We start from the raw sequence: 22,201 nt of genomic DNA, 5'->3' as shown, positions 1-22,201 counted from the left end.
TCAGCGCTTGCCCTTGCGCTTGCCGCCGCCGGCCTTTCCACCACCCTTGCCCTTCTTCGGCGTGCCCTTGTCGCCCTTGGCGCCGCCCTTGCCCTTGCCGGAGGCACCCTGGCGCTTGCCCGAGCCGTCGCCGTCCGAGCGACCCCCGCGCGCGCCGCCACGACCCCCATGGCCGCTCTTCTCGCGCTTGCCGCCCTTGCCTGACCCGCCGGTGCTCTCTTCACCCTCGGGCGACCGGGAGCGACCGCGTCCTCCCGGCCGGCGTCGCTCCTCGTCCACGCCCACCAGCTCGGCTTCGACGCGCCGGCGCTCCAGGTTGACGCTCGCCACGCGCACCGTCACGGCCTGCCCCATCTCGAACACGCGCCCACCGCGCTGCCCCACCAGGCGCACGCCCAGCCGGTCCACCGCGTAGTAGTCGTCCGTGAGCCGCTCACACGGCACGAACACGTCCACGAACGGGCTGTCGATGCTGGCGTAGAAGCCGCTCTCGTCCAAGCCGCTGATGGTCGCGTGCAGCTCCTCGCCGACCTTGTCGCGCATCACGAGGCAGCGATAGAGCGCCACTACGTCGCGCTCCACCGTCATGGCCCGACGCTCCAGCTGGCTGCTGCGGGCTGCCATCTTGCGCAGCATCGGCAGCAGCAGCGCCCCGTCGACGTACTCGCCACGCGCCAGCGCGCGCACCACGCGGTGCACGGCCAGGTCGGGGTAGCGCCGGATGGGCGACGTGAAGTGCAGGTAGTGCTTCGCCGCGAGGCCGAAGTGACCCACGTCGTTGGTGTCGTAGATGGCCTGCTGCATGGCGCGCAGCAGCAGGTAGCGCAGCACCGGCGCCGCGGGCTCGCCCTCGATGCGCGCCAGGAACTCCGTCAGCTGCTTGGGGTCCTGCGCCGCCTCCGGGTCCAGCGGCTCGCCCAGGGACGTGGCCAGCTCGCAGAAGGTCTCGAGCTTCTCCACCGCGGGCGCGCCGTGCGTGCGGTAGATGGCGGGGATGTTGCGCTGCGAGAGGTCGGTGGCGACCGTCTCGTTGGCCAGCAGCATCATCTCCTCCACCACGCGGTAGGCCTCGCGCACGCCAGGGTCCTGCCGCGAGCGGACGACGTCGAGGGGCTCGCCCTGCTCGTCGAGCTTCACGCGCGCCTCGGGCAGGTCGAAGTCCAGCGCGCCGCGCTCCAGGCGCTTCTTGCGCAGCACGCGCGACAGCTCCAGCAGCGCCTCCAGCATGGGCAGCCGCTCGCGCGCCGCCGGCTGCTTCACGCCGCCCGTCTCGGTCAGGCCCAGCGCGTCGGCCACGCCCCCGTAGGTGAGCTTCGCGCGTGAGCGCATGAGCCCCTCCACGTAGCGGTGCGAGGTCACGCGCCCCTGCGCGTCGAGGGTCATGTCGACGGCGAGGCACAAGCGGTCGCGCTTGGGCACGAGCGACGCGAGGTTGCTGCTGATCTCGTGCGGCAGCATCGGGATGACGCGGTCCGGCAGGTAGATGCTGGTGCAGCGCGCCTGGGCCTCCTCGTCGATCGCCGTCCCGAGGCGGACGTAGTGGGACACGTCGGCGATCGCGACGATGACGTGGTACCCGCCGCCCTTCAGGCGCTCGATGAAGAGCGCGTCGTCGTGGTCCCGTGCATCGACGGGGTCGATGGTGCATAGGTCGTAGTCGCGCAGGTCCTCGCGCCCCTGCTTGTCCGCCGCGGACACGCGGTTGGGGATGGCTTGGGCCTCGGCCATGACCGCAGCCGGGAATTCCTCCTGGACGTTCTCGCGGATCTTGATCTTGGCCACCTCGACGGCCGTGATGCCCTGTACGCCGAGGACCCCCTCGACCATGACACCCGGGCGCTCGTGGGCGTCTTGCGGGAAGCGGACGATCTGGGCGTCCACCACATCGCCGTCCTTGGCGCCTTCGGGCGGAGGCGCGACCAGCTCGAGTGGCCCGCGCAGGCGCAGGTCGTCGGGCTCCAGGTAGGGGCGCTGCCCGACACCGCGCAGGGTCCCCGTCACGCGCGGGGCACGGCGGGCGAGGATGCCCACCACCTGTCCCTCGCGTCCCTTGGGCGAGGGCTGCGTCACCACTTCGACCTTGTCGCCGTGCAGGGCCGCGCCCATCGCGGTGGGCGCCACGAACACGTCGGGGCCCCCGTCCTCCGCGGCGACGAAGCCGAAGCCGCGCGGGGTCACGGTCAAGTAGCCCGCCACGGACGCGGCGCGTGCCGCAGGGCGCTGCCACGGGGTGCGAGGCGCCTCGGGCGCGGGCTGCGAGCGCGCATCACGGAATGAAGGCGCGCCGCCGCGACGGCCCTGGTCCTGGCCTTGGCCAAGGCCGCCGGCTCCGCGCTCTTCACGCCGGGCCTCCTTGCGGTCGCGCACGACCATCTTGTTCTTGGGCTTGCCCGCCTTGGCGCCCGCCGCGGGGGGAGCCGGGGGCTCCTTGGGTGTGGGGGCCTTGAAGCGGAAGCGCAGGCCAGGCATCTCCTGGGCTGCACCGCTCACACAGAGCGTGTCCAGCACGGCGAGCAGCTCGCCGCGCGCGGCCTTGGCCGCTTCAGGGCTCTCGAACAGGCGGCTCTGGAGCTCGCCCAGCTGGAGGGCACGGGGTGCACGGGTGCGGAGGACGCGCAGGACGTCGTCGGGATCAATGTTCGTCATGGAATTCTTTCTGTTCTCGTCACGGCGCGCGGCCCCTCGTGGGCGTTCTCGGCGCGGTGCGAGTTACGACACCGATTCATTGGAAGCGGTGCTCTAGCGGAGGGCGTGGAGGCGTCCGTCGTCGGCGCCGACGAACAGGGTTCCGTCGGGGCCCAGCGCGGGCGTGGCGTCCACGTCCTGGCCGATGTTGTGCTGCCAGAGGACCTCGCCTTCGGGCGAGAGGCAGTAGATGGAGTCATCTTGGGATCCCACGTAGATGCGACCGTTCGCATCCAAGAGGGCGGAGCTGCGCACGCGTCCCGAAGTGGCCACGCGCCAGCGGAGGGAGCCATCCGGTCGGATGGCGTAGACATGGTGGTCATAGGAGCCGACGACTACGGTGCCGTCAGCGGCGATCGCCGGGGTGGCTCGAATGTCCGCGCCCGTTTCATAGCGCCATCGGACCCCACCGCCAGGGGTCAACGCGATCAAGAAGCCCGCGTCGTTGCCGACGTAGATGGTCCCGTCGTCCCCGATGGCGGCGCTTCCGTCAATGTTCGCGCCTACTTGGGCCTCCCAGCGAGGACGCCCGTCGAGCCCGATGGCACGCACCACTCCCTCGGCGGTGCCCACCACCAGAAACCCGTCGGGGTGCAGCGCGGGGCTGCTGCGGATGTGGCTGGCGCTCGCCACCTGCCACGCCACGCGCCCCTCGGGGGTGAGCGCGAAGACCCCGTCACCCGCGACATACGCCATCCCGTCGGGCCCCAGGGTGGGACTGGCGTCCAGCATCCGGCCCAAGCTGACCCTGAAGGCCACCTGACCCGTGGGGCGCAGGCCCACCAACACCCCGTCGTCGCTCGCGACGTACACGACGCCGTTGGGTGCCACGGCGGGGGTCGCGTAGAGGCGCCCGCTCGCGCTGAAGCGCCAGCGCAGCGACCCGTCGGGGCCGACAGCGGACAGCGCGCGTCCGAGCGCCGCCACGTAGGCGACGTCGTCGTGCACCACGATGCTGGCGAACACGCGGCCGCTGGTGGCGTAGCTGTAGCGTTCGCTCGGCGCGCGCGCGGGGCCCTCGTGAGGGCTGCGGCCGGTGTGACGGGGGTCGCCCATGAACATGGGTAGGCCGAGCGCGACCGGTGTGGCGAGCGGTTCGTGCGTGGGGGTGACCCCGGCGTCGGGCTCGTGCGTGGCTCCGGCGTCGGCCTCGGGTGCGGGCTCCGGCTCCGTGGCAAGCTCCGCACGCACCTCCGACAAGAAGCGGCAGCGCCCTTCATGGCAGATGCGGTCCGACCCGTCACACTCGCGGTCCGACATACAGGGCGTGGCGGGACGCGGCTCTCGACCCGCGCAACCTGCGAGGCTCGCGGCGAGCACCCACAGCCCCAGGGACCACCCCAGCACACTGTCGCGGCGTTGGCCTCGCGTGCGGCTCCGAGAGGGGCCATGAGCGGGCGTGGACGCGACGAGGCGGTTGGGCCGGAGTGCTGAGCAGGGGTGGTTCAAGGTCTTCTCCGCGCGTGGGCGCAGGTGGGAAAGAGCATGCCGTATGCGCGTCACCACGTCAGCAAATACACCGCGCCGCCCCGCTGCACCACCGCTGCTCGGCCGCTTGGGGACATGGCGAGGCCACGCACGGGCGCGTCGCTTGGCAGGTCTCCCCAGCCCGTGGGCCGGAGGAGTGTCACGCTGGCGTCGGGGCCGAGCGTGTGCAGCACCAACCCCATCGGGAGCGCCGTGACGTAGCGCGTGCCATCGCGCGAGATGCCCGGCCCGTTCACCGGGGCGGGCGGCAGGGTGTCAGCGTCGAGCGAGAACGGGTCGCCAGCGGGTCGCGCCTCGTCCGTGAGGGGCACCACCCACAGCGCCGCGCCACGCGCGAGCAGGAGGCCTTGCGGGGCCCAGCCAAGGGCCGTGAAACCGCCATCGTCGGGCGCCTCGAGGGTGGGTGGCGTGTCGGCGCTGCAGCGCGGGGCGTCGAGCGGTCCGAGCGGCGCGACTCGCGGTGGTCCATGTAGGATGGGGTCGAGGGCGGCGAGCTCCACGACGTAGCTGGCGCACCCGCGGCCGAGCCGCTGAACGCGGAAGCGCCCGCTCGGGTCCACGATCAGGCCGGCGTTGGGACGGGGAGGAGGCAGCGACGCGCCGGGGGCGTCCCCCGTGCTGTTTCCGTCGGTCGCCACGGGTTCCACCGTCTCCGCGAGCGGCGGGCTCGACGGCTGGGCGTCGTCCGCCGCTACGGCCTCGGGTGACCCCGGGGGTGCGGGCGTCGGAGCCGGGCTCGGTGAGGCCGAGGTGCCGTTCGATGTGGCGGGCTCGCGGAGCGACACGACGCGCCCCCCAGGCAGCTGCACGTGGTGCTCGTCGAGGAAGTCGAGCCCCGCCCGCCCCGCGACGTCGGCCAGCTTGCGCATGCTGAGGCCTCGCGGCCCTGGCGCCCGCCCCAGCGCGCGCGTCACCATTCGGCGCTCCGCGTCGCTCAACGCGATCGCAGGGTCTTCGAGGCGGTCGAGGGCCGCGGCGGTCTCGAACACGTCTCCGGCCTGCGCGTGCGCGGCGGCGACGACCGCGGCGGCTTTGCCAGCGCCTCGTGAGCGTCCGCAAGGCAGGCCCGTCACGCTCCCGAGCTGAATCCGCGCGGCCCCGCTCTCGCTGCACAGGGCTCCATGCAGCGCGAGCACCCGCTGCGCTCCACGCATCGCCACCTCGGGCTGGCGTGTGAGAGGGTCCGCGGCCGCGTTGGCCAGGCTGCGCAGCGTAGCCTCGGGTTCGGCGCGGTCCCGCGACATCCCGCTCGCGCCCACCATCCACTGCAGCTCGACGCTCACCGCGTCCTCTCCGGCGCCGAGGGCAACGCGGGCGACCAGATCCGCCGCGCCGTCCGCGTTGCGGTCCTCCGCGCGCAGCGCGAGTGAGAGGGGCTGCACCGTGGCGGTCGCGGCCTCAGCGCCGGGGTTGTCGGTCGACGGGGCGGAACCGGCCGCGGGAACGGGCGGCAGCAGCGACACGCGCTCCATCAGGCGTGGCTGCGGCTCCACGCTGGCTACGGCGCTCAACGACGCAGGTCCCGTCGGGCATGCGAACTGAGCGCCCAGCGAGATCAACGTCGGAGCCAGCGTCTCCCCGTGCGCTTGCTCCAGCGCGCAGCCGGCCGGGACCGCGAGTTGGCCCAGCTCGGAGAGCGAGAGGGGGCCTCCCACCCGAGCCAGCGACAGAACCAGCTCCGCCGGGGTGCTTGGTGGGGTGCTGCGCGGCGCCGCGGTGGAGGAGGCGTTCGGAGCGCCGCCGCGACCCGTTCCGTCCGTCTGCGGGCTCGCGGGTGCCGCAGGGCTCGGCGCCTGGGTCCCGCGCGTGTGCAGCACGTAGGCGTCTTGATCGCCATCGCCGTCCACGTCCACCAGCAGGATGGCGCGCAGCTCACCATCGGCGACCGCGACGGGCTCGCCGCTCAGCTCCACCCGCTGTGTACCGGCGGGCAGGATACGCGCGGCGCTCGGGACGAAGTCGCCACGGCTCGCCCCGTCTCCTTCCAGCGTCGGGACGTTCGCCACGGGGGCCGACTGTCCGGGGCGCGGCCCCGCGTCGAGTCCGAAGGTGACGAGCCGGCTCTGCTCGCAGCCGCAGCCCTCACAACCGGCGAGCCCGAGCAGGAGCAGCGACAAGGCCAGCGCCACGGCGGGGCGCGGGTGCGTGACGGTCAATTCAGCCACTCCTTGTTCTTCTTGTCACGTGCCGCACGCGCCGCACCGATGGATACGACCGACGACGTGCGCGTTGCGGGTAGCCGGCGCCGGCGGTACGCGACGAACGCGACACCAGCACCGATGGCCGCGAGCTCGGCGAACAGGGTGGGCAGGCGTGGGTCTGTCAAGAAGGACAGCGCCACCATGATGAGCGCCGCCCACAGGTACGCGACCCCGCGCACCTGCAGCCCCGCGAAGTCGAGCGTCGCATGGCGCAGACTCCACCCGAGCGCGGCCCAGCCAGCGAGCATCCAGGTCCCCGGGCCAGCGACGATGTCGGGGGGGGACACGAGACCAGCCAGCGCCGCGAGCACACCCGCCGCGACCGTCGCGAACGACAGCAGCTGCGCGGTGGCCCTGGCGCCATAGCGTTCCTCGAACGGTGACACGGCCCACCAGGTGAACACCAACTGCATCAGGAGCGACACGGGCGAGCCCGGGCCGATGCGCCACGCGAGCGGGTGAGTCACGACCTGTAGCGCCGTCCATGGGCTCGCCGCGTGGGTCTGGAGCGCGAGGATCAACCCCCACGGGGATCGCACCCAGACCTGCACCACGGCGTGCAGCACGAAACTCACCGCGGTGGCGATGAGCAACCCCCGAGTGAGCGGCATCAGGCGCGGGAAACGGAACACGGCTAGGATGTAAGCACGCGGGTCACGGCATGCAAAGCCGCCGCACGACCCGCGTGGGCGAGCGTCAGCAGCCTGGGCCGAACGTGCTCACCGTCGCGTCGCAGGTGATGACGTTCGAGGTGTTGAGGGTCAGCGTGAACGTGCACTTTCCGTCCCATGCGCTGGTGCAGTTGCTGACGGTCTCCTCCGCGGTGACGTGCAGCGTGTAGGGCTCGGCGTCGAAGGTGAAGTTCGCGTTCTCCGTGAACAAGACGTCGCTGCTCGTGGCGCAGCTCTGGCTGGTGGACGGCACGATGACCGGGTCCGACACGAGCGAGCCCTCGTGCAGCGAGTAAGAGAACTGGTTGCTCGCGATCATGGCGCCGCTACACGTGAGGAACTGCAGGCTGTTGGGGCTCTGTTGGAACCGGATCTGCACCGTGACGCTGGTGGGTGGCAGCGCACCGTCGAAGTCGGGTGTGGCCAGCGTTGCGTGACCACTCACCACCAACGGCAGCGGCGCCGTCTCCTGCAGCACGTTGCCGTTCACGTCCAGCGCCTCCCACAGCGAGTGATAGGAGCCGGCGGCCAGCACACGCGTCGGGCGGGTATCGAAGCCGCCGTCCTCGCACGGGAAGGTGAGCGCGGCCGAGGTCCAGCAGCTGGTCGCGGCCGATGTCTGGCAGATGACGACGCGCACCGCGTCGATGTCCCCGCACGACGCTGGCGTGGGTTCTGCGCCGTTCACGTCCCAGATGCCGTCCAGGGATACGTCGGTGCCCGAGGGGTCGAACCCGGACGTGCCCCGCGCGAAGTCGGGGATGGGGAACACGGCGTGCGAGGTCAGCGCGTCCAGGCGCGTGGGCGCCGACGACTGCAGCCGAGCACCGCTCGAGTTGAGGGCCTCCCATACGACGTAGTAGGTGCCGAAGGCGAGCAGCGGGGTGGGACGTGTGTCGAACGCTCCGGTGGCGCACGCGAACGTGAGGTTCGCGTTGGGGACACAGTTGGCGCCCGTCGAGGTCTCGCACACCAGCGCGCGGATGGTGACGATGTCGCCGCACGACGCGACGGTCGGGGCAGCGCCATCGACGTCCCACTCGCCGCTCACCGTGACATCGCTACCGAAGGGCGCGAACGGCGGAGCGTCGGTCGTGACGATGCAGCCCGACGCCAAGAGCGACACGGTGACGAGCGTGAGCAGGATGGACCAGCGGACGTGCTTCATGAGTGGGCTCCCAGGCGCGTGCGCGCGCGAACGCAAAAAGTTCAGGGTGAGACGCGGGGCTCGTCTCGATATTCAACGACAGGATACGCGAGACGCCCGAGAACGGCGACTGGGTGTGAGCGGCAGGTCGCGATGGCTCTGCGCTGGCGCGGTTGACACCGAAACGGCCGTGTTTAGCTTGGCTGCGAGTCACGGAACACGGCCCCACTCGGACCTGAACGGCCCGCTTGGGACCACACCGACACCCCCTTCGACCGGCTGCGCGCCTGCTGCGCGGCCATGGAGACCTACGCCATGCTGACCCTCTTCGACCCCTTCGCCGACTTCTACCGCACCGTCCCCGCGCGTCGCCGTGGGCCCGTCAACGACGGGTACCTGCGCCCGGCGGTGGACATCCACGAGCGCCCCGAGGCGTACGAGATCCTGGCCGAGCTGCCGGGCGTCTCACCGGACAACGTGAGCGTCAACGTGGAGAAGAACGTGCTGACGCTGCAGGCCGAGCGTCAAGACGCCCAGGAGTCCACGGACGAGAGCACGGGCTTCCGCCACGTCGAGCGCTTCCGCGGGACGTTCCGCCGCTCCTTCACGCTGCCGGAGACGGTCGACGCGGACGCCATCGACGCCAAGCTCGCGGACGGTGTGCTGCGCGTGACGCTGCCCAAGCGTGACGCCCCGGGGGCCCGCAAGATCGCCGTGCACGCGGCCTGAGGTCTCGAGGTGCCCCCCGGCCGTGAGGTCCGCGAAGTCGGGGGGCGCTCGCACACGTGCCGCGTGCAGTCGCAAACAACCCGCACGGGCTGCGAGCGCGCGCGCCTGCTATGACCCCCCGATGTACAGCGGCATCACACGCGGCCTCTTCCCCGTCGTCGAGGTCTCCCGCGAACCCGGTCTGCTGCGTTACGTGGTGGACCTCGGCGCCGAGTTGAGCGCTGGCCTGACGCTAGGCGCCAGCGTGGCCATCGACGGGGTCTGTCAGACCGTCGTCGCGCTCGAGGGATCGCGGGTACACTTCGACGCCATCCAGGAGACGCTCGACCTCACGACGCTCGACACCCTGGCACCAGGACGGAACGTGAGCGTGGAGCGTAGTCTGCGCATCGGCGACGAGCTTGGAGGACACGATGTCGCGGGTCACGTCATCGGGCGCGGCGAGATCGTCGCGCTTTCGCGCGATGGCCACGACGTGTCCGTGCGCGTACGTGTCCCCGAGGCGTGGATGGCTTATGTTCTCCCGAAGGGTTTCATCGCAGTGGACGGGTCGAGCCTCACCGTCGGGCGCACGTTTCCGGACGGCTTCACGCTGCACCTCATCCCCGAGACGCTGCGGCTGACGAACTTCGGGACCCGTGCGGTGGGCGACTTGGTCAACATCGAGCTCGACCCGCGCACCGTGGCCATCGTGGACACCGTCGAGCGGGTACTGGCCGCGCGGCTCGGCGAGGGGCGCTCGTGAGTCCCGACTCCTCGGCTCGTAGCCAGGTCGCGGACGTTCAGGCGCACGTGCGCATCGCTGGGCACCGCGTCGCGCTGGTGCCCAAGGCGCCCTTCGTCCTGACACCTACCGACGAGGGGGTCGAGGTGGTGCACCGCGGCATGCTCGCGCGGCTGCGTGTGGTGGGCGACTCCTTGCGCTACGTGGTGGACGGGGGCGCTCGGGGGCTGCACGACCTGATGGCGGCCGTCGACACCGACTACGCGGGTCCCTTCAGGCTCGAGACGAGCGACTTCGTGTGTGCGTGGCCGGACGGGTTCCGGGTCGCCTCGCCCGATCGCGAGGGGCCCTTTCTGTTCGACCTACTCCCCGAGGCGCAGGGGGACGAGGCTGGAGCTGGGTGTCTGGTGTTCGTGGCAGGCCCCTACGCGCCCGAGCTGTGCCCGAGCGTGGACGCGCTGGTGACCGCCGGCCGCGCCCTGCTCGCACGGGAAGACCACGAGACCCACAGCGTGGTGGAGGTCGCCTACGAGCATCGGGGCGTGCCGCAACGTCAGTGGCACGCGCGCTTCGGGGTCGGCGAGCGCATCTTCGTGCTGACCGCCCAGGGGCCCGAAGACGCGTTCGATGCTGCGCGCGCGGCCGCGCAGCAGATGGTGAGCTCGCTGCGCGTATGAGCCGCGTGGTCGTGTTGCTGCGCGGCGTGAACGTCAGCGGACACAAGAAGGTGCCCATGGCGCAGCTGCGCCAGCTCGCGGCGCTGGCCGGGCTCACGGAGGTGGCGACCTACATCAACAGCGGCAACGTGGTGGGCACCTTGGCCAGCGGCGACGCGGACGCTGGGCGGCGCCGCGACAAGTCGCAGGGGCGGTCTTCTCGGCGCGAGCGCGACGTCGAGCCGCACGCGCTGTTGGAGCGCGCCGTCGAGGGGTTGCTGCACGAACACCTCGGGTTCAGCGTCCCCGTCATCGTGCGGACGGCCGCAGCATGGGCCGGCTACCTCGAGCAGCCACCGTTCGCGGATGCCATCGCGCACCACCCGAACCGGCTGATGCTCGGGCTCAGCCAGGCGCCGCTCGCGGTCGATGTGCTCGATGCCCTGAGAGAGCGGGCCGGAGCCGGCGAGCGCGTGGCGGTGCACGGCGGCGCCCTGCTGATTGACTACGCGGGTGGGTCGGCGCGCTCGAAGCTCACGCCGAACGTGCTCGACCGCGCCGCGGGCTCACCCGTGACCACCCGCAATTGGCGCACCGCGGTGAAGCTGGGCGAGCTGCTGCACCCCTCGGTGCCGCGCTGAAGTGGTGATCCGCGCGGGCGCGCGCAACTCGCCGCAAGCGCGCCCGACAAGCAGGCGTGACCCACCCCGTCTCCGAGCCGCCGACCCAATGTGCGCTGCCCTCCGTGCTCGCGTCGGACCGTTCCACGCGCGCCGATGCCTTTGTGCGGTGCCACGGCTTCGCGGACATCCCCGAGGACGCGCTGCATGCCGCCGCCGTCTTCACCATCGAGTACTTCGAGCGCTTGCGGCTCGCCTCCTGGGTGGACTTCCCGGTGGAGGCGTTCGCTGGGGTGCATCTACCCGGGGAGCTCTATGGCTTCGATGCGCTGCGCGCGTCCGTGGTCCGCGCGCTCCCGTTCTTCTTCGCGTGGCTCGCGCGGGTCGGGGCGCTCAGCGCGGCGGAGGCTGCGGCGCTCGCAAAGCGCGCGCGTGAGGTGCATCTGGGCGCCTATCGGGCGACGACGGTGGGCGTGTCACCCGGCGCTTCGGAGCTCGCGCGGATGCCGGAGCCCGCCGTCTCGGGGTGCGCTGGGTCGCAGGTCGTCCTCGCTGCGGCGGAGCGTGTGGGGACGCCGGAGCGCGGGCGTCAGGAGCCGGACGGTGGGGCGGAGCGGCTCCGCGCTCCAGACCATGCTGGGCGACGCGACAGCGTCGTCCCGCGTCCCGGGCTCCCGCGCGGCTTCTCGTGATGGTCGCGCTCGACGGCGCACCCGACCACGGCGTACCGTGCTGCATGCATGTCCTCCATCGTTCGACGCCGTGGACCCTCGTGCTGCTCATCGTGGGCTGTGGCTCGGGAGCTTCTCCCTCGCAGGAACCGGCCGCCGAGCCCGCCGCTACGGGGGAAACCGTGACCGCGTCCACCAGCTCCACCGACGCGCTCGGTCCGGAGGACGAGCTCCCTGCCGACATGCACGTGGTCGTATTCTTCGACTTCCAGGGCCAGCGTCACCACCTGGACGTTCGGGTCCTGTCCGACGCGACGGGAACCACGGTAGCGGGTGTGCGGGCCGACGAGACCCGTGCGCATCCCGTGCCGCGACGCTTCACGTTGGACGCTTCCGAGCGGGCGTCGTTCGCGCGTCTCGTCACCGGGCTCGGACAGATGCCGCGCTGCGAACCCCTCGCGGCCTTCCCCAACGAACCCCACTGGCAGGTCGAGTCCGAGCGCTACAACGACCGGGGTCCATCGCTTTGGTTTCGCGAGAACGGCCCGATCATGCTGAACAGCACCGACCCCTGCTTGGCCTACGTACGACTCGCCCACTTCGTGTTCGCGGCCTGGGACACCCACGTCGGGGTCTGACGTCAGCGCGTGACGCAGGTGAGGCCCGCCGGGCAGTCACCATCGCAGGTTCCGCAATCGAGGCTGTCGAGCGCGATGCGAATGCCCGTCTCGAGCGCGGGTTCGAGGCCGGCGAAGAGCTGGCTGACCTGCCCCGCGACGGCCGAGTCGACCACGCCACAGAGGATGGCGTTCAAGCCCGTGCCAGACAGGCGGATGCTCATCATGGACAGGTCGACGTCCGCGCTGGCCATCAGGTCGCGATCCGTCTCACACATCTGACGCTCCGAGAGGGACAGGTCCGCGCTCAGCGGCAGGCCGCTGCCCACGCCAAACGAGACGCTGCAGTTCAGCGGGATCGTGCCGCCTCCGATGGGGCTGGGGATGGAGCCGGTGAAGGCCACCGAGCCCGAGATGCGCGAGATGCGCCCAGAGACGTGAAGCTCGTCTGGTGAGGGGAGCGTCACCGGGTCGCCTTGGCTCTCGAGTGTGATGAGGCAGCCGAAGTTGGCGTCCGTCGGGTTGCATCGGCGCCCCTGGCAGAGCGACACATCACCGATCGCTGGGTTGCTGATGGCGAAGCCAGGGATGCAGAACGTGCGGTTCGTCGTGAGCAACGCAGTGGCGAGCGCACCCCCGCACTGCGCGCCAGCGAAGCGGTCACACGTGGCGTCGGGGTTGTCGTGCACACAGCGCTCCGCCTCGCACGAGTCGGCCGTACAGTCGTCGTCGTCCTCGCACTCGTCGTCACTCACGCATTCCGGTGGCGGCGGTCCGAGGTCCGCGCCTTGATCTGCGGGTCCGCCGAGGTCGGGGAGCACACCCGTGTCGACGGGGTGGATGCCGATGTCGATGGGCGCGCCACCATCGGGCAGGACGGCGCCATCCGGAAAGGTGGCGCCATCCGGGAGGACGGCTCCGTCGGGGAGGACGGCTCCGTCGGGGAGGACGGCACCATCGAACAGGACGGCGCCGTCGAAGAACACCACGTCCCCATCGAGCGGGTCGAGTACGTGTGACTCGGCGCAGCCTCCGAGGGACGAGAGCGCGGCGAGCGAGGCCAGCGTCGAGAGCCTTGCGAGCGCGAAGGTTCGGACCGAGGGGGGGCGGCGGGACGTCATGCCGGGAGGATTCCGCCGTTCCCATCGCCCGGTCAAGTCACCAGCGGGCGAATCGATGTACCGTCTACTCATGCGTACTTCGGTCGACCCCACACCCGAGAGCTTCCGCGCGCTCGCGCGCGACGTCCCCGACGGCGAGCCGCTCGTCATGCTGAACCTGCTGCGCTTCAGGGAAGACGCCCAGTATCCCGAGGGCAGCGGCCACGCGCCGTGCGCCGGCCGGGACGCCTACGCGCGCTACGCCGTGCACGCGCTGCCCGCTGTCCGCGCGGCCGGTGGGGACGTGATCTTCCATGGGCCGGCGCTCTCGTGTCCCATCGCTCCGCCCGGTGAGTCGTGGGATGAGGTGCTGATCGTACGCTATCCGAGCCGCGGGGCCTTCCTGAGCATGGTCATGGCCCCTTCGTATCAGCGCGAGACGGTACACCGCACCGCGGGCCTGCTCGACGCGCGGTTGATCTGCGCCCGTGAGGGATAGCGCTGCGTTGCGTCAGGCGACGTCCATGTGCAGGACGAAGCGCTTACGCGACGCGTCCCAGCGGTCGACGCGCACGCGCACGGGTTCGCCGATACGGCACACACCACGGCCGCTCTTGCGACGCAGCGAGGCGCCCCCGTCGCTCAGCACGAGCTCGCTGTCGAGCTGTTGCACCAGGTCGTCCACATACAGCTTCACGTCGACGGGTGGCGCATCGAAGGTCACGTGGACCTTCTGGTGCGTGAGCCCCATCACGATGCCGCTGTAGCACGCGCGCTGGGCCAGCGGGCGCGCCAGGTCCTCGGCGAAGAGCTGGTCCAGCACGTAGAGGTGCGACAGCTGGTTGATGCGGCCCTGGACGGTCTTCGCCTGGTTCGAGCGCTCCACGATGCGTTCCCGCAGGGCCTGGTCGCGCGCGATGAGCTCGGCCGTGCTGGCCTCTCCCGACAACAGCTCCCACAGCTCCTTGTGCAGGAACACGCCGACGATCTCGCGCATTGGCGCGGAGAAGCGCGCGTACACCTCGGCCCCCACCCCATGGTGTTGGCCAGGCTCGTCGCGGAACTCGCTGCGGACGTTCACCATGACGGCTTGCCTGTGGATGGCGCGCGCCAGGTCGCCGAGGCGCCCTTCGGTCGGCAAGGCGTCGAGGAATTCCGCGAGCGGGACGCCGCCATCTTCGGACCAGGAGAAGCGCGCTGGGTCGAGGTCGTGCAAGCGTACCAGCGCGGCCAGCAGCCGCTCGAAGCGACGCACCTTGTCGCGCTCCGGCGCTGGGTGCACCCGGTACACGGCCTGCACCTCTGAAGCCCCTTCGTGGTTCGCGTCGTCGCTCCCGGCGCGCAGCAGCTTGGCGCCCTCGACGTTGCACAGGAGGGAGCACTGCTCGTTGTAGCGCTCTATCTCGAGCCGCGGGTGCAGGTGCACGGAGAGCGTCAGGCCCGCCGCGCCCATGTCGAGCGAGATCTCCTCGCGTCGGTAGCGCACCACGTCGCGGTGCTCGGCCTCGCGCATGCGCAGGCGGCCCACGTGACCCAGGAGCATCAGGTTCTCGTCGATCGCCGGGTCCTCGAAGGGTGCGCCCGAGGGGTCGTCGAGGTATGCCTGCGCGCGCTCGAACGAGAGCTTGGCGTGGCTGTGCACGAGGCCGCGCACGACGCGCGTCGCCGTGCACACGCCGCGCGGGTCGAGGTGCAGCTCGAACACCAGGGCGCGTCGGTCGACGTGGGGGTTGAGCGACACGATGCCCTCGCTCAACGCGCGCGGCAGCATGGGCACCATGAATCCGGGGAGGTAGTAGCTGGCGCCTCGCCGCAGCGCCTCTTCGAAGAGCGCCGTCCCGGGGCGCACGTAGTGTGCGGCGTCGGCCAAGGCGTAGCGCAGCAGGTAGCCGTCGCCCTCGCGCGCGACGTGGACCGCCTGGTCGAGATCACGCGAGCTCTCGCCATCGATGGTGACGAAGCCCAGCGCGCGGTAGTCCGTGAGCTCCGGGTCGGTCAGCCCCGGATCGCGGACCAGCTGCTCGACCTCGCGTTGCACCTCGTCCGGGAACACGGGATCGAGCCCGTGATCCGCCGCGATGCCGTAGAGGTGCGCGCGCGCCGAGCCCGCGCTGGCCAGGCGCTCGGTCACGTGGGCGCTGCCCGAGGTCCCTGCGCCGTCACTGGGGTCGAGCTGTGCGACCACCCAGTCGCCCGCCGCGAGATCGGAGACGTCGCCCGCCCGCTGGGCACCTGGTTCGTCGAGGGGCGAGGGGACGCTTTCGTCGCCGGTGGGCGTCGCCACGGGCTCGGCGTGCGCGGCTAGCGCGATCGAGAGCACGGCTCGCTCGGGTCGAAACGCATCGCGGAGCTTGAGCTGACCAGCTTCCTCGACGACCATGGCCACTAGGGTGGAGCGCACCCGGGGACCATAGCAGCCCGCGAAAACGACCGGGGCCCCTTGACCTCGCGGCACTTGGTGCCAATATATTATGACCGAAGGTTCATGTTATGGACGACGTCGCACGCCTCACACAATCACCCCTCTCCCTGATGACCCAAGCGGCTGGATCTCCTGGCGAGATGGCCGAGAAGCTCGCGCGGCTGGCCAAGGCGCTCACCCAGTACGCGCGGCCCACCGCGATCGATGAGCGTCTGCAGCGCCTGCACCGCCTGGGGTACGTCGAGCAGATCCCCAGCCGCGTGCAGCTCGCCATCGGCGCTTACGACATGCTGCGTTTCTTCATCGTGCCCGCGGCCGAGGACTACTACGAGAGCAAGGGCATCAACTTCAACTTCCACCAGGTGCTGCGCTTCCTCGATGATCCGGCGTCGCTCGTGGATCCGACGGGTCTGCTGAGCACGACGGACAACATCATCGGACATCTGATGCAGGTCACGCACGCCAACCCCTGCTACGACCTGCAGCTGCTGGACGCGCACGAGGGCGGGCTCGAGGAGCTCGAGAAGCAGGTGGAGCAGATGCTCGCGGGGACTCACCCGCGCACGCGCTCGATCCAGGCGATCATCGAGGACCCCACATACCACGGCAAGCTGCTGGACTACGTGCGCGCGTTCCGGGTCGCGCGCGACGCGCAGGCGCCGATTCGGGAGAACGTGGCGGACTCGGACCGCTTCAAGGCGATCGCCCGCACGTTCGGGACCGTGCCCAACGCCATGCGCTACTTCTGTCGCCTGCCGCGGGACCCGCTCTCGGCCGCGAGGCACGCGCTCTTCACACGACGCTTCCCCGACCATCTCGCAGAGCCCGAGACGCACTAGCTGGAGCGCGTACCCCTTCGAGGAGCAGCGACCGCCGCAGACGTCCGCCCAACGAACGCGATGGGGAGACACAGGAACACTAGCGCACACCTGAACCTACAGGTAGGTTTCCCCTCATGAGCGCCTACCGCGAACCCGCGACGCCAGCCGAATCCGACCGCTTCATCACGCTGCCCGTGACGCGCGCCCGACGTGTCGTCCTCGGGCCCAGTTTGTGGTTCCTGGCGGTGTGGTTCCTGTTCTTCGTGCTCGCGGGTATCGTCTCGCCCTTCGCGACGGGGGTCGGTTGGTGGAAGCTCCCGGTGTGCGTGCTGGTGTGGCCGCTGTTCCCGTGGGGGGTCACGCGGGTGGCCCGCATGGAGTCGGTGTTGGTCGGCGCGACGGGGCTGCGCCGTGTGGGCTTGTGGCGTGAGCGGTTCGTCGCCTGGCGGGACATCACCGACGTGCGGCGCTTCTCGCGGCGGGTGAAATCACGGGACATCCCCCTCATCGCATTGGAGAGCGCCGACGGCGAGCTGGTGATCGCAGAGCTCGCGGTCGATGATCCAAAGGGCGTATTGGACTGGGCGCTCGCTGCGGCCACGAGCGACCGCCTGCACGAGATCGAGGACCGCGTACGGCGCGAGGGCCGCCCGGCCGGGCGATCGCGCTGGTACGCCCCACACGTCGCCGTCGCGCTGCTGCTGAGCGCGGTCTTCGGGTGGTACCTCTTCCGCGATGCCCGGCGTCGCCACGAAGAGCGCATCCTGCGTACCGCGGACGACCTACCCCTCGCGGCGCGGGCCGCTGCGATCGAGCCGATCTTCAGGGACGCGTCGTTGCCGTCGTCCACCCGCTGCCGTGCGGCCACCATGCTGAAGTACACGCTTGCGCACGCCGGCCAGGCGGCGCGCGCTTACGAGGTGTGCGCGGAGGAGCTCACACTCGACTGCGCCTACCGCGCACCGGACGCGTGCACGCCGTTCGCGGCCCTGCGCGACGCGGGGGCTGCTCTCGAGGCGGGACAGGCCGAGCGTGCCCTGAGCCTGCTCGAAGGGTTTCCGCACCAAGGGGCGGCGCGCGGAGCGATCGAGGTCGAAGCGCTCATTGCTCTCGGCCGCACGGCCGACGCGTTGGCCGCCAGCGAGCGGTGCCTGCGTGAGGTCGACGAGCGCGACCCGACGCTGGCCGCCTTGGCGGTCCGGTGCCGCGTCGCCCGCTGAGCCAGAGCCGCTCAGAGGGTCGACGCGCGGGTGTTCAGAGCGCCGTGCACGCGCGCAGGGCGGTGGCGACGATCGCCGCGGAGGGCCCGCCCGTGGTCGCGGCGGCGGCACCCACCACGATCTCGACGTGGTTGGGGCCGACGTTGATGTCGGTCTCCACGGCGACGATGCTCTGCAGCGTCGGGTTGCTGTCGTTCGGCCCGATGATGCGGAGGGCCTGCGGAGTCCGCACGGAGAGCGTACCCGCGTTCAAGGTCAGCACGTGGAGCATCACGCTGTCGCCCATCGCGAACGCGACGAACAGCACGTTGTCGCGCAGCTCGAAGTCGAACACGTTCATGTTGGGCAGCACCGGCTGGATGTCGGACGTGACCGTCTCGCAGTTGTCGAACATGCCGCCGGGACAGCCGAACGAGACGACGCGCACGCCAGTCAGGTAAGGGATCAGCCCGACCGTGTTCATGCCATCCGTTGCGAAGCGCGCAGGCCCGACCGCGTTGCCGCCCGTCCCGGTCATGTCCACGGTGCGTCCCGCGTTCGCGACACCATCCCAGTAGCCGATGCTGCCCGCGTTGGTGCGGTAGAAGATGTGCTCCCCCTCCGCCTCGTACACGTATGCCACCGCATCCGGCGCCACCGGCGCGACGGCTGTCTGTCCTTCGGGTTGCGAGTGGAGCATGCGGTTCCCCGCGAACCCCCCAGACCGGAAGATCAGGTCGAAGTCCGTGGCTGTCCCGATGATGGCCAGTGGCGGGAGGAAGCCGACCGTCTCGGCGGCGCGCGAGATCTCGTCGATCAAGCCGGGGTTGCTCATGCTCTGCGCCAGCAGGACGGTGTTCGAGTCACCTCCGATCTTGCCGGCGGCGCCGAAGCGGTAGAATCGACGGCCGGGACCCGTCTCGCCCGTGGCGTCCAGCGTGAACGCCGTCACCTCGTTTTCGTCGAAGGGCCAACCGGGGGAGCCGTGCAGCGGCGCGCCCCCCACCTGCCACACGAACTGTCCCGCGTTGTCGTCGAAGCCACGCTCCTGCACGGTGGTCAGGTAGGCGCTGCCGTTGTCCAGGTAGCCAAAGGCCCAGCGTGCCGCGTTCGGGTCTTCGCCTTCGACGCCCACGGCCGGGTCCATCGCGAGGGTGCTCAGCTGCGTGTTCAGGTTGATGCCGTTCGCGACGGTGTACCTCGGGGTCTGTCCGAACTCGACGATGCTCCCGCCGAGGTGTTGGATGAGGTCATCGAACTGGGGGGTCGGGCACCCTTGCCGTGCGTTGTCGTCGCACACCGGCGAGGCACCGGGGTAGCGTTGGTCGTTGGAGTCGTCGCAGTCGCGCGGACGGCCCACGGGGGCCGCCGAGTTGCAGAGGTTCCAGCTGGCGGTGAAGCCATCGGCGTCTCGGTCACAGCGAATGCACGCCTTGCCGCTCGCGGCGCCGGGGAAGTCCACGCACGTGTCTCCGGGGCCACTGCACGAAACGCAGTCGGGCGAGGGGTCCACGCAGTTGCCCGTCGTGGGGTCGCAGACATTGTTGGGGCAGTGCGCGTTCTCGGTGCACTCCACGCAGAAGTTGGGCGCGAAGCAGTGGGGCGCGCTGCCAGAGCAGACGAGCGTCCCGCAGGACTCGGGGCCTTGGTCCACGGGGCCGCTGTCTTCGTTGCCCATGTCGTCGTTGCCGCCAGCGTCGCCCGTGCCGTTGTCCGAGGAGCCCGCATCGCGCGGCGCGACGAACTCGTCGGAGTCGATGAGCAGGCTGCAGCCAGAGGACACCGGCAGCATCACGAGCCCGAGCAGTGAGGCCACGAGGGCACCGCGGAGAGTGGGGTGCATCATCAGAACTGCCCCTGGATCAAGGCGCCGGCGCCCGTGGGCCCAGCGTAGGGTGAGACGGCGACCCGCGCTTCCGTCGCGTCCGAGGAGTCGCGACGACCGCGGATGAGGAAGATGGTGCCGACCGTGGCCCCGGCCACCGCGACCGCGATGCCGAGGTCGGCCACGAGGGCCAGCCTGTCCATGCGCTGCACCTGTCCGCGGGTGCAGCTGCGGTCGGCGCCGCAGCCGGCTTCCACGTCGCTGCGCTCGCGGAGGGCCATGGCTCCGAACGTGACCGCCATGGCGACCCCTACGCCTGCTGTCGCGTAGCCCGCGATGGCTCCGGGGTGCACGCCAGACGATGCGGCACGGGTGTCCGCAGGCGGTTCGTCCGAGGCATCAGGCGCGGCCGGCGTACTCGCCGCGTCTGTCGCGTCCGTGTCCGTGTCTGGCGCGTCCGTGTCGGGCGGGTCTGGGTCGGTCGTGTCGACGGGCTGCTCGGGGTCCGCGTGCTGCTGCGCGATGCGCTCGAGCAGGTTCGCGTGCCGCCGCTCGAGTTGGTCACGGTTCTCGACCGTGGGCACCTCGTCGAGGAAGCGCCGCAGGTACTGCGCCGCCTGCTCCAGGTCGCCCAGCTGCTGGTAGCAGAGCGAGAAATTGTAGAAGAGCTCCGACCGTTGGCTGAGCGCGTGCGATCGCTGGAACTCACGGAGGGCGTCGGCGTAGTCGCCCGCCTCGTAGTACGAAGCACCAGCCTGGAAGTGCATGCGCGCGCGGTCGTCCTGCGCCAGACCCGGAGCCGCCCACAGGGACGCGACGAGCAGACCGCAACAGGCGGTGGCCACGAAGAGAGATCGAGTCAAGGTGTTCCCCCGAAGGAAGTGGTGAAGACGTACGATTGCCGCTTCAGTGTCGCGTCTCGGGACGCATGTGTCCACTGTGTAGACCGCCCGGCGCCGTCAGAGGCCCAGCTTCTTCTTCAGCGTCTTCGCGATGGGCGACGGGATGCGCTGCAGCGCCTCGAGCCCCATGGGCAGCGCACGCAGCTTCAGGCCGTCGAACTCGGGGGGCACGATGGCGTCGATCAGGTGTGGCCCCTTGGTGCTGAATGCGTGCTGCAGCGCCGCGGTGAACTCCTCTGCGGTCGACGCGCGGCGTGCGTTCATGCCCATGCCCTCGGCGAGCTTGACGAAGTCGATCGGCGGGCTGGTCAGGTCGAACTGCGCGCGCGCCTTGGGCCCCGGCTCCTCGGCGCCCACGCGCTCCAGCTCGATGTTGAGGATGGAGTAGGCGCGGTTGTTGAGGATGACCGTGGTGACGTTCAGGTCCTCGCGCACGATCGTCCACAGCGCCTGGATCGTGTACATGGCGGAGCCGTCGCCGACCAGCGCGAGCACGGGGCGCGTGGGCTCGGCGACGGCGGCGCCCAGCGCGACGGGCAGACCTTGGCCGATGGCCCCTCCCGTCAGGGTCAGCAGGTCGTGCCGTGGCGCTCCCGCGGTGAAGGCGCCCAGCTTGACGCCCGAGGTCTGAGCCTCGTCGGAGATGATGGCGTTGGGGGGCAGGAGCGCGCCCACGGCCTGACACACCTTCGGGCCGGTGAGCTTTCCGACCGGGAGCTCGGGTCGGGAAGATGCCGCGAGCTTGGGCTTGCTGCGCTCGGCACCCACCGCGCGCACCAGCTTCTCGATGCTGCCCACGGCGTCTTCCTCCGTGGTGACCAGCTCGTGCACGCTGCAGCCGTCGGGCACCAGATAGCTCTTCTTGCCGGGGTACGCGAAGAACGAGACGGGCGCCTTCGCGTCGATCAGGACGAGGTGGCGGTAGCCCGCCAGCTGCACCGAGGCGAGCTCGGCGAAGTAGGCCAGGCGCTCGACCTCGGGCAGCCCAGCGCCGCGCTGCAGGCGCGTGGGGAACACCTCGCACAGCACGGTGGCGCCGGTGCGCTCCGCGATCTTCGCAGCGGCGGTGAGCCCTTGCTCGAGGAGCACGCGGCGCCCCAGCAGGATCGCCGTTTTCTCGCCGCTCTTGAGCACGCGTGCGACCTCGTCGATGACGCTGGGCGCCGCGCACTCCGGCTGCGGGCGTGGCGCGGGCTGGACGGCCACGGCGCCTTCGCCCCAGGACACGTCCGCCGGGAGGATGAGCGTCGCGATCTGCTCCTGAGGGCCGATGGCCACGGACACGGCCTCGGCGGTGTCCTTGGCGAGGTTGCGCACGCTGCTGGTGGTGCGGACCCACGTGGAGACGTTGCGCGCCAGCGTCTCGATGTCGGACTGCAGTTGGGCGTCGTACTTCGTGTGGTACGTCGCGTGGTCGCCCACGATGTTGACGATGGGCACCCGGGCCTTGCGCGCGTTGTGCAGGTTGGCGATGCCGTTCCCCAGCCCGCAGCCGAGATGCAGCAGCGTGGCGGCCGGCTTCTGGGCCATGCGGGCGTAGCCGTCGGCCGCACCGGTGGCGACCCCCTCGAACAGGGCCAGGACGCAGCGCACGTCGCTGTCGTCCAGCGCCGAGACGAAGTGCATCTCGGAGGTGCCCGGGTTGATGAAGCACGTGTCTACGCCAGCGTTGCGCAGGGTCTCGAGTAGCGCGGAGGCTCCGTTGGTCATGGCGCGGAGACTA

At 70.7% G+C, this 22,201-nt stretch carries 19 protein-coding genes; 9 read left to right on the top strand and 10 right to left on the bottom strand.

What is annotated here, in order from left to right; translation table 11 throughout:
- From rnr to H6726_02020, 5 genes are all read right to left on the bottom strand, one after another.
- Positions 1–2,646, bottom strand: a complete 2,646-nt coding sequence (gene rnr, locus H6726_02040) for a ribonuclease R (protein MCB9656401.1) — start codon at positions 2,644–2,646, stop codon at positions 1–3.
- A gap of 93 nt (positions 2,647–2,739) precedes the next feature.
- Entirely contained in the window at positions 2,740–3,945 is a 1,206-nt protein-coding gene (locus H6726_02035; protein MCB9656400.1) for a PQQ-like beta-propeller repeat protein, read from the bottom strand.
- A gap of 239 nt (positions 3,946–4,184) precedes the next feature.
- Positions 4,185–6,329 carry a hypothetical protein gene (locus H6726_02030; GenBank protein ID MCB9656399.1) on the bottom strand — a complete coding sequence of 715 codons (2,145 nt, stop codon included), beginning with the start codon at positions 6,327–6,329 and terminating at the stop codon, positions 4,185–4,187.
- Complete coding sequence (locus H6726_02025) at positions 6,326–7,006, bottom strand: hypothetical protein (GenBank protein ID MCB9656398.1); 681 nt, start codon at positions 7,004–7,006, stop codon at positions 6,326–6,328. The genes H6726_02030 and H6726_02025 overlap by 4 nt, the downstream gene beginning before the upstream one ends.
- Positions 7,007–7,070: 64 nt before the next feature.
- Complete coding sequence (locus H6726_02020; protein MCB9656397.1) at positions 7,071–8,213, bottom strand: hypothetical protein; 1,143 nt, start codon at positions 8,211–8,213, stop codon at positions 7,071–7,073.
- A 294-nt stretch (positions 8,214–8,507) separates the two neighbouring features.
- Here H6726_02020 and H6726_02015 point away from each other — a divergent pair, with 294 nt between their 5' ends.
- The 6 genes from H6726_02015 (at position 8,508) to H6726_01990 (ending at position 12,230) form a co-directional block, all read left to right on the top strand.
- On the top strand, positions 8,508–8,921 hold the full coding sequence (locus H6726_02015; protein MCB9656396.1) for an Hsp20/alpha crystallin family protein: 414 nt from the start codon (positions 8,508–8,510) through the stop codon (positions 8,919–8,921).
- Between the two features lie 121 nt (positions 8,922–9,042).
- Positions 9,043–9,666, top strand: a complete 624-nt coding sequence (locus H6726_02010; GenBank protein MCB9656395.1) for a riboflavin synthase subunit alpha — start codon at positions 9,043–9,045, stop codon at positions 9,664–9,666.
- Positions 9,663–10,322: a hypothetical protein gene (locus H6726_02005; GenBank protein MCB9656394.1), complete on the top strand. Its 660-nt coding sequence runs from the start codon at positions 9,663–9,665 to the stop codon at positions 10,320–10,322. The genes H6726_02010 and H6726_02005 overlap by 4 nt, the downstream gene beginning before the upstream one ends.
- A complete protein-coding gene (locus H6726_02000; protein MCB9656393.1) occupies positions 10,319–10,942 on the top strand; it encodes a DUF1697 domain-containing protein in 624 nt (207 codons plus the stop codon). Before H6726_02005 ends, H6726_02000 begins: the two co-directional genes overlap by 4 nt.
- Positions 10,943–10,998: 56 nt before the next feature.
- Positions 10,999–11,613 carry a hypothetical protein gene (locus tag H6726_01995; GenBank protein ID MCB9656392.1) on the top strand — a complete coding sequence of 205 codons (615 nt, stop codon included), beginning with the start codon at positions 10,999–11,001 and terminating at the stop codon, positions 11,611–11,613.
- 161 nt (positions 11,614–11,774) lie between these two features.
- The gene (locus H6726_01990; protein ID MCB9656391.1) at positions 11,775–12,230 is read left to right on the top strand and encodes a hypothetical protein; all 456 of its coding nucleotides are present in this window, start codon (positions 11,775–11,777) and stop codon (positions 12,228–12,230) included.
- Between the two features lie 2 nt (positions 12,231–12,232).
- Here the strand turns inward: H6726_01990 and H6726_01985 are convergent, their stop codons facing one another.
- On the bottom strand, positions 12,233–13,330 hold the full coding sequence (locus H6726_01985; protein MCB9656390.1) for a hypothetical protein: 1,098 nt from the start codon (positions 13,328–13,330) through the stop codon (positions 12,233–12,235).
- Positions 13,331–13,400: 70 nt separating this feature from the next.
- Here H6726_01985 and H6726_01980 point away from each other — a divergent pair, with 70 nt between their 5' ends.
- Positions 13,401–13,808 carry a DUF1330 domain-containing protein gene (locus tag H6726_01980; GenBank protein ID MCB9656389.1) on the top strand — a complete coding sequence of 136 codons (408 nt, stop codon included), beginning with the start codon at positions 13,401–13,403 and terminating at the stop codon, positions 13,806–13,808.
- 12 nt (positions 13,809–13,820) lie between these two features.
- Here H6726_01980 and H6726_01975 read toward each other — a convergent pair whose 3' ends face one another.
- Positions 13,821–15,710, bottom strand: a complete 1,890-nt coding sequence (locus tag H6726_01975) for an RNB domain-containing ribonuclease (protein ID MCB9656388.1) — start codon at positions 15,708–15,710, stop codon at positions 13,821–13,823.
- A gap of 161 nt (positions 15,711–15,871) precedes the next feature.
- On the opposite strand from H6726_01975, the gene H6726_01970 reads away from it, so the two are divergent.
- Both H6726_01970 and H6726_01965 read left to right on the top strand, forming a co-directional pair.
- Positions 15,872–16,570 carry a hypothetical protein gene (locus tag H6726_01970; GenBank protein MCB9656387.1) on the top strand — a complete coding sequence of 233 codons (699 nt, stop codon included), beginning with the start codon at positions 15,872–15,874 and terminating at the stop codon, positions 16,568–16,570.
- 116 nt (positions 16,571–16,686) lie between these two features.
- The gene (locus H6726_01965; GenBank protein MCB9656386.1) at positions 16,687–17,772 is read left to right on the top strand and encodes a hypothetical protein; all 1,086 of its coding nucleotides are present in this window, start codon (positions 16,687–16,689) and stop codon (positions 17,770–17,772) included.
- A 34-nt stretch (positions 17,773–17,806) separates the two neighbouring features.
- Here the strand turns inward: H6726_01965 and H6726_01960 are convergent, their stop codons facing one another.
- The 3 genes from H6726_01960 to H6726_01950 all read right to left on the bottom strand — a co-directional run bounded on the left by H6726_01960 (position 17,807) and on the right by H6726_01950 (position 22,188).
- A complete protein-coding gene (locus H6726_01960) occupies positions 17,807–19,597 on the bottom strand; it encodes a hypothetical protein (GenBank protein ID MCB9656385.1) in 1,791 nt (596 codons plus the stop codon).
- The gene (locus tag H6726_01955) at positions 19,597–20,439 is read right to left on the bottom strand and encodes a tetratricopeptide repeat protein (GenBank protein MCB9656384.1); all 843 of its coding nucleotides are present in this window, start codon (positions 20,437–20,439) and stop codon (positions 19,597–19,599) included. The genes H6726_01960 and H6726_01955 overlap by 1 nt, the downstream gene beginning before the upstream one ends.
- Before the next feature lie 96 nt (positions 20,440–20,535).
- Positions 20,536–22,188 carry an acetolactate synthase large subunit gene (locus tag H6726_01950; GenBank protein MCB9656383.1) on the bottom strand — a complete coding sequence of 551 codons (1,653 nt, stop codon included), beginning with the start codon at positions 22,186–22,188 and terminating at the stop codon, positions 20,536–20,538.
- Between the last annotated feature and the right edge of the window lie 13 nt (positions 22,189–22,201).

It is taken from the genome of Sandaracinaceae bacterium (assembly GCA_020633055.1).
Lineage (GTDB): Bacteria > Myxococcota_A > Polyangia > Polyangiales > Houyiibacteriaceae > JADJJE01.
Note: the sequence above shows the minus strand (reverse complement) of the source record. Positions and strands in the feature narration are given on the sequence as shown.